The organism is Deltaproteobacteria bacterium (assembly GCA_021737785.1).
In the GTDB taxonomy this organism is placed as follows: Bacteria; Desulfobacterota; DSM-4660; order Desulfatiglandales; family Desulfatiglandaceae; genus AUK324.
In genome coordinates this window covers 1-8,244 of record JAIPDI010000096.1, presented here as the reverse complement: position 1 = coordinate 8,244, position 8,244 = coordinate 1, and the positions used below count along the sequence as shown (strand labels likewise).

General features: G+C 51.6%; 3 protein-coding genes. 1 reads left to right on the top strand and 2 read right to left on the bottom strand.

Translation table 11 applies throughout. The features are described 5' to 3' along the window. Positions 1–51 precede the first annotated feature (51 nt). On the bottom strand, positions 52–2,487 hold the full coding sequence (locus tag K9N21_23630) for an AAA family ATPase (GenBank protein ID MCF8146908.1): 2,436 nt from the start codon (positions 2,485–2,487) through the stop codon (positions 52–54). Positions 2,488–2,579: 92 nt separating this feature from the next. Continuing rightward, the gene (locus tag K9N21_23625; GenBank protein ID MCF8146907.1) at positions 2,580–5,948 is read right to left on the bottom strand and encodes an AAA family ATPase; all 3,369 of its coding nucleotides are present in this window, start codon (positions 5,946–5,948) and stop codon (positions 2,580–2,582) included. Between the two features lie 626 nt (positions 5,949–6,574). Here K9N21_23625 and K9N21_23620 point away from each other — a divergent pair. After that, the gene (locus tag K9N21_23620; GenBank protein MCF8146906.1) at positions 6,575–8,176 is read left to right on the top strand and encodes an FAD-dependent oxidoreductase; all 1,602 of its coding nucleotides are present in this window, start codon (positions 6,575–6,577) and stop codon (positions 8,174–8,176) included. The last annotated feature ends 68 nt before the right edge of the window (positions 8,177–8,244 follow it).

The window sequence follows — 8,244 nt, the reverse complement described above, 5'->3', positions numbered from 1 at the left end:
TTGAGATCGCCATATTTATTAGCAAAGAGTCAAATGTGCTAATTTTACTCCTTAGATTTTTGAAGCAAATTTGCAAGTTGAAGAGCAAGTAAAATCATAACCTATTGATATCATTATAAAGTAAACCGGACAGCAGTGATTTCCCCTGTAATAAAGAGTAGTTCCAACCCATGAATAGAACATCCCTAATCTTGATCTATCACCCACAGACTCAGCCAAATCCCTATGATTACTGAGCAGGTCTGATAACCCCTTATAATCTCCACGATAGTAAAATACCAAAGCCCACTGTAAGACGAGATCAAGTAACAAGCAGTGCTCCTCGCCGGTCCTACCTGATTTACTACCGAGCACCTCATATGCTTCCTCGTAACACCGATGTGCGTCCTCAAGGGCATATCTTTTGGTCGCCTTTTCCCCCGCCTTCATGAGGTAATCTAAGGCCTTCAGAGCCGATTCTCCCTGCTTGTAGTGATAAGCCAAGGCTTCATAGAACTCCGGCAGCCTGTCGTGGAAGAGGGATTCAATTACTTGGCCGATCCGTTCATGGATTTCTCTTCGCTCTTTCTTGAGAAGCCCGTTGTAGACCACCTCCTGGGTCAGGGCGTGTTTAAAAATGTATTCCAGCTCCGGCTGCATACTCCGGGTGCGGATCAGATCCAAGCGCTCCAACCCAACAAGGCATTGATCGAACTCACCCTCTAATTCGGTGATCCGCTTGAGAATGTCGTACAGAAAGGACCGACCGATGACACTGGCCTCCTGGAGCACCCGCTTGGCTTCGCGCTCCAAACGGTCCAGCCTCCCAGTGATGATGCCGTTGATGCTCGATGAGATGCTCGATTCCGTAATCGGGCCGGTGAGCCGCCAGGTGCCGTTGTCCTTTACCAGGGTGTCCGATTCGATCAGGGAGTTGATCAGCTCCTCCAGGTAGAAGGGATTCCCCTCGGCCTTGTCCCTGACAAAGTGGCCCAGCTCCGAGGGGACCTGGTCGGTCTGAAGGAGGGATTCCAGCATGTCCAGGGCCTCGGAGGCGGAGAGGTCCTGGAGCCGGATCTCACGGTAAAAACCCTTGAGCCCTTCGAGCTGGTGGGAGGTAAACAGAGTGAAGCTGGGCCGGTACACGCAGAGCACCACCGCAGGGTGGCGTACCTCCTGGAGCGTGGTGCGCAGCAGCTCCACAAAGGAGGGGTCCGCCCAGTGGAGGTCTTCCAGAAAAAAGATGGTCGGTCCCTTCAGCGCCAGGGCGGAAAGGATGTCTTTTACCGCCTCCTGAAGCCTTGCCTTCCAGAACTCGGGACTGACCTCCTCCACCTCCGGGTAGCTGAGGGAGTAGAGGCTCCCCACATAGGGAATCAGATCCTCTCTTTCCCCGATCAGATCCTGGAGGGCGGATTCGATCTTTTCTTTAATCCTCTCGGGACGGTCTGCTTCCTCAATCCCAAAGATCCGGTTAAAAAGATCCATCAAGGGATAGTAAGGTACGTTCTGCGTGTACGCATACGCATGCGCCTCCAGCCACTGTATTTGACCGGGGGCCAGAGATTCTCGAAACTCCTGGACCAGCCGGCTTTTCCCGGTACCCGCATCCCCGCAGATAGAAAATATTCGGCCTTTACCCTCCCGTAGCAGATTAACGGCTTCTCTAAGCTCTGCCACCTCCGCTTTCCTGCCGATAAGCTCAGCCTTTAGACCTGAGAGATGATGGAGAGTGACGGGTTCTTCCCTCAGAGAGACCACCCGGTAGCTTTGAACCGGCTCGTCCCTACCCTTGACTATGACAGGCTCCACCTGTTGAAACTGGAAATACCCTTCGGTCTGCTGAAAGGTCCTCTTCCCCACCAGGATCCCATCGGCCTCTGCGAGAGAACTCAGCCTGGCGGCCACATTGATGGTATCCCCGGCCACCCCATGGGTCCCTTTCTCCAGGTCCACATCGCCGGTGACCACCAGTCCGGTGTTGATTCCGGTGTGCATCGTAAGCGGCCGGCCGATCCGCTCCTCTACTTCAGGACTGATGCTCTCCACCATCCCGTGAATCTCGCGGGCTGCCCGGATAGCCCTTATTGGATCGTCCTCGTGGGCTTCAGGCACTCCGAACAGGGCCATAATGGCATCGCCCGCATACTTCTCCACAAACCCCGCGTATTTATCGATAATCTTAGCCGCTTCTCCGAAGATCCGGGTGGTGATCTCCTTGACGTCCTCAGGGTCCAGCCGTTCGGACATTGCGGTGTACCCGGACAAATCGGAAAAGAGAACGGTCACGTATTTGCGTTCGCCTTGGGATTCAGGAAGGGGTTCTTTTTGCTCATGCGGGATTGTTTCTGAAGGGGCGGACAAGTTGTAGCCGCATTCATTACAGAAAACATTACCCGGTGAATTTTCAAATCCACATTGAGGACAAATTAGTACGAGCTTTGTTCCGCATTTGCCGCAAAAATTAGCCTCATCAGGATTCTCAGTCTGGCAATGAGGGCATTTCATCGAGTCCTCCAGCAATTTTTTAAACTCGATATGTCATCTACCAAGCTCTATAAATTCAATAACATATCGCGGTCCGAACTCCTGCAACTTTCTCAAAGAGATGCCAATTCATTTTCGTATTTTTCTGCCCAGCCATCTCGACCGCATTCTTCACAAATACCAATGGCCTCACGTAAAGCCTCTCTTGCTCTTGACCGTTCACCGCTCTTTTTATGGATCTGAGCATAGACTGCCAGATCTATTGGCAGGTCAAAAAAATTACCATTTTGCTTATCGGTAGTGACAGCTTCCTGGATAAATTTATCTGCCTTCCCCATATCGTTGTCGTTCGAATACAATATAATTTCAGCTAATAATCTCCGAATTTGACCACTAAATCTCCTGACGCTTTTTTTATCGCCATATGCTAACAACACATCCAAATTGGGTATCTTCTCCTCATTGAATGCCATGACCCTGGCCATGGCCAATTCGCATACCCGCATAAAAGAAGGCATAAAGGCATAGGAAATCAGGAGCCGAACCGCGTTTCCGAAATGTTTTTTACATTCCTCATATTCCTTCATTGAGAAATACGTCTCACCCAGACACCACTCAGCATCGCTGTGAAGGGCGGGAGACTCAATCCGCTCGCATAGCTCACAGCTCATGGAGAGATGTTCCTTCGCATTCTTTAGTCGCCGCTTTTGATAATACGCCATACCCATACTAAAATGGGCTTCTATCTTTGAATAGGCATCACCACTCTCTTCAGCCTTTTCCAGCCCTTCACAGCTCATGGGATATCCCACGTTCACCTTTCCCTGATAAAGATAAACCGTTCGGGCTATGCAACTCGTCTGGGCTGCAATCCCCCACAGGACATTCGCCATGGTGCTGATCTCCAACGCCTTGTTCAAATGATACAGGGATTGCTCAAACTGACAATTATCGGCCAAGACATGACCCATCCAGTGATGAGCCATAACCAGGGAAATGAGATCGCCGGTGGCTTCAGCATCGCTTATGGCTTCCCTAAATTGGTCTTCGGCCTTGGGGAAGTCTTCCTCAACAGCGTAAACATACGCTCCCAGTATGGTATTGATTTGACCGATTCGTCTCCTATAATCGTGTTTTGCAGCAAGACTGATTACTGGCTCCACAGCCTCTTTTGACAGAACAAAAATGTTGGCCTGGTTATAGTAGAGCCCGAGAGCTGTCCGAGCATCGATAATCTTTTTCTCCACATCCTGTGTCCGCGGCAATCTTTCCAGAGATAGGGCCAATTTTTCCCCGTATCCGATAGCATCCTTCAAGGCCCCTGCTTTTAGGGCCTTCTTCGCAGCAAGCTTGGAATACTGGGCGGCCTTGATGTAATTTTCCGCTTCCAGGAAATGATTTGCCACGAAACCGTAATGGACATCCAGGTTGTTTTGATAAATGTTTTCAATGGCACTGCCGATTTTGTTGTGCAACTCGTTTTTCCTTCTGGCCAATATGGAATCGTTTACGACATCCCGGGTGAGGGCGTGTTTGAGAACATAGGTCGAGTGCGGTGGTACCCCTCTCTCCAGGATAAGCTCAGCCTCCTTTAGCGCTGACAAAGAGGCAAGCAGTTCCTTTTCCTGGAAGCCTGCAACCCGTTTCATCAATTCACTGCTGAATTCTCTTTCGATAACCGAAGCAATCTGGAGCACATTTTTGGCTGTCTCAGACAGCGCATCAACCCTCGCCATAATGACATCGTGAATGGTAGTGGGGATTTTCATGCTCGAGGCGTCACCCGACAGATGGTATACGCTTCCATCCTTTTCAATTATATTTAGATTCTTGAAGGATTTTACGAATTCTTCGACAAAGAAGGGGATGCCTTCGGTCTTTTCCAGAATCACTTGTTCAGCCGATGAGCTGATCTCTTTTGATTTCAGCAGGTACTCAGCCATTTGGAGACTTTCCCGGTTTGATAACCGGTTGAGCGTTATCTGGCTCTGGTAGGACTTGACACGCCAGGTTGGTTCGTATTCCGGACGGTAGGTGAACAACAAAAATACTTTTGCCCCTGGTATAGAGGGTAAAAGGGATTTGAGAACATCCTCTGAACTTCGGTCCACCCAGTGTAGGTCCTCCACGGCAAGGACAAGGGGCCTGATCTGAGATCCTCTCAATACGATCTGCTTTAGCGCTTCAGTGTTCTGATCCCGCTTTCCTTGCGGACTCATCACGATTTTGTCAACGCCGCTGTCTTTAACCGATAGAAGCCCCAGGATATAGGGCAAAATTGCCGATTCATCCGCGCCAAGGGAAATCAGACCGGATCGAACCTTTTGTTGTATCGTGGCATCCCCGTCTTCTTCCTGTATGTCGAAATTCGATTTCAGCATTTCCACAATGGGGTGGTAAGATAAACCCCTGCCATAGGAAACGCATTTTCCCTCCAAAAAGGTCACGTCTTCAGTGCCAATTGCCTTTCTAAACTCGTGTAAGAGCCTTGATTTACCCAAACCGGCTTCAGATACAATGAAAAACGCCTGTCCATGACCTGTTTTGACCCGCTCCAATCCATCAAGTAGAGATTCGAGTTCCCTTTGTCGGCCCACAAAAGGAGTGAGGCCGCGTGCCGCGCTGACATCAAAACGCGTCCTTCGGGTGCTGACCTCAAGGACTTTGTGAGCTTGAATGGGCTCTTCTTTGCCTCTTACTTGTTTTCTACCCAAAGACTCAAATCGGAAAAATCCTTCAGTGAGTTTAAAGGTGTCTTCGGTCACATATGTAGTGCCGGGCTCAGCCATGCCTTCCATCCTGGAGGCCAGATTCACCGTATCCCCCACCGCTTTGAACTCCACCCGGAGGTCGTTTCCCATGGTCCCCACCACCACCGGTCCGGTGTGAATGCCGATCCGCATCTTGAGCGGGGGTATCTCTGTTTTGTCTTCCTTCATTTTCTCGTTGAACTTAACCATCTCCCGGTGAATTGCTAATGCGGAGCGAATCGCCCGTTGAGGGGCATCCTCTAAGGCAATGGGTGCCCCAAACAGCGCCATAATCCCGTCGCCGGTCATCTCATTCACTGTACCCTCATAATCATGGACCTTGTGAATCAGGATCTCATACACCTGATCCATAACCGTATATGCCTCTTCAGGTCCCAGTTTTTCCACCAGTGACGTAAATCCGGCCATGTCACAGAACATAACCGTGACCTGTTTTCGTTCCCCTTCGATTCTGTCCCGTTGGGAAAGGATCTTCTCGGTAAGCCCTTCAGGAAGATATCGTTGGATTTTATCTAATTTTTCGTCAAAGGAGAGATCTTTGGGGGCTGGTTCTTCGGTCTGGGTGAGACCATGGCCGCATTCACCGCAGAATTTGTCACCGGGCTGGTTTTCTGAGCTACAGTGGGGGCAGTACAGGACGAGTTTTGCCCCACACTCCCGGCAAAACCTCCTGGTATTAGGATTTTCAGTCTGGCATTTAGGGCATTCCATTTTTAATGACTTCCAACTGACGTCGTGTTGGTCACCATGTGATTTGGGCCGAACGGACAATAGGCGGTGTCCGGTTTTAGGTCGAATGCCTTGCTTGAGATGCTAAAGAAAACGGGGAGAACCGGCAATCGCGGCGGCAAAAACGGCTTTACAGGGTACGCGGATACAGAACGCTGATTCAGCACGAGTTGAGGAGGAGCAAGAAGAGGGATACGAGTTACTTTTCTCGAAATAGATTATCCTGAAATGCGGTCTGGCGTCAAGAGAAAACCAATTTTTTGTGGCGGACAAAATGAATCCGGGACCAATTTCCTGGAATAAGAAATATCGCTTTTGTAAAGGGGTCTACACTTGACTCATATTCTGCGCTGGTATAAAGAAGATTTATGTCCAGACCGGTGAGTAGAATATCCGGATGCTTGGTAGCATGCAATGAACAGGGGGAGACGGGGGGAATCTGTTTTCCGAAAAAAATGAGGATGATCTCCACTTTATTTTCTCTGTGGGGAGATAATTTGCGAGGTGTGCAAAAGCCACATCCCAATGCCTGGTGAGACGATACGCAGACTCATGGACGACATGGCCAGGTTTTCTGAAGGATCCTTGAGCTAGACAGAGGAGCAGTCATGGAACATATCTCGTGTGATGTACTCATTGTCGGCAGCGGTGCGGCAGGTCTCAGGGCGTCCATATCAGCGAGGGAGGCCGGTTTGGATGTGTGTGTGATCTCCAAGGGCCTTCCGGGAAAGGCAAGCTGTACCATCTTAAGCGCGGGTGTATTCGCAGGGGTTGCAAGGCCCCAAGAGGCCGAAAACCACATCCGCGATACCCTGCAGGCGGGGCGGGGCATTAATCAAAAGGAGCTGGTAGAGGTTCTTGTGGCGGAAGGTCCCGAAAGACTGGAAGAGCTGGCGGCGTGGGGAATATCAGGCGAATTCCATAAAGGCTATCTCTTTTCAAAAGGCCGGCCACCGGTCTGGGGTCAGGCGATTGTACAATGTCTCCTGGAAAAGGCCAAAACCCTGGGCGTCCGCTTCATGGGCGGAATGACAGTAACCGGACTCAAGCTCCTTGAGGGTTCGGCCGGCCTTGTCGCCTATTCGACGGTCCGAGGCTGTTTTATGGGATTTGCTGCAAAGGCCGTGATTCTGGCCACGGGCGGAGCAGGGGCCCTCTACCTTCGTCATGACAATCCCCAGAGGATGTTCGGCGAGAGTCACGCCATTGCATTGGATGCCGGTGCAGAACTTCAAGACATGGAATTCGTGCAGTTTTATCCGCTGGGGCTGGCGGAGCGGAAATTCCCTCCCTTTCTGATTCCTCCCCGGCTTGCTGATCAAGGACAGCTGTTCAACAGCGGCAAGGAAGACATCCTTGAGAAATATGGGATCGAGGAACGTCCGGCCGGGGAGAAGGCCCGGGACCGGCTTTCACATGTCCTTTTTGATGAGATTTTCAGGCAGAGACGTCAGATCCGGCTGGACCTGACGGACGTGTCCGAGGAACGGTGGAAACAAGACCCGTTCTCGGCTTCCACGTGGGAAATTCTGGGAAAACACTACGGCGCATGGGAGCATCCTGTCCAGGTGGCGCCCATGGCACACCACACCATGGGAGGGATCCGTATCGATGACCAGGGCGCCACCACTGTGCCCGGTCTCTTTGCGGCCGGTGAGGTGACAGGCGGGCTGCACGGGGCGAACCGCCTGGGGGGAAACGCCCTGACCGAGACCCAGGTCTTTGGCGCGCGGGCCGGGGCAGCCGCAGCCAAGTGGGCCGGCCGGGACTCTGCCCCTGCAGAGAAGGACATTATAGCCCAATTGGTCAGACCTGAATTCGGTCCCCTGCCCGGGAAGGATGCTGTGGTTCTGCCCCGGCTCAAGACCAGGCTTCGGAAAATCATGTGGGAAGAAGGGGGGATCATCAGAAACCGGGAGGGTCTCATACAGGCCTTGAGCGTCGCAAAAGAAATCCACACTGAACTCATGAGTCTCCCTCAACCGGATCATCCATCGGATATGCAAGGGTTACTGGAACTCCGTCTTGCCGCCCGGACAGCGGCCCTGATTCTGGCGGCAGCCATGAGACGGGAGGAGAGCAGGGGAGCCCACTTTCGGGAGGATTTTCCGGCGCCTGATGACAAGAACTGGCTTGGACACCTTCGGGTCCGGCAGTCAGTGCCAGGAGAAGAAACTTCTCTCGTATTCGAGTTTAGACCTGTCTCATAAATCGTTTAATCTGGATTGATGGACCCCATATACTGAGATGCGCCTGCAGAAGGGGCGGGGCCGTTTGC

What these genes read in the sequence shown, in the direction of transcription:
- K9N21_23630 (MCF8146908.1), bottom strand. Translation starts at nt 2,487, where the DNA reads ATGAAATGCCCTCATTGCCAGACTGAGAATCCTGATGAGGCTAATTTT.
- K9N21_23625 (MCF8146907.1), bottom strand. Translation starts at nt 5,948, where the DNA reads ATGGAATGCCCTAAATGCCAGACTGAAAATCCTAATACCAGGAGGTTT.
- K9N21_23620 (MCF8146906.1), top strand. Translation starts at nt 6,575, where the DNA reads ATGGAACATATCTCGTGTGATGTACTCATTGTCGGCAGCGGTGCGGCA.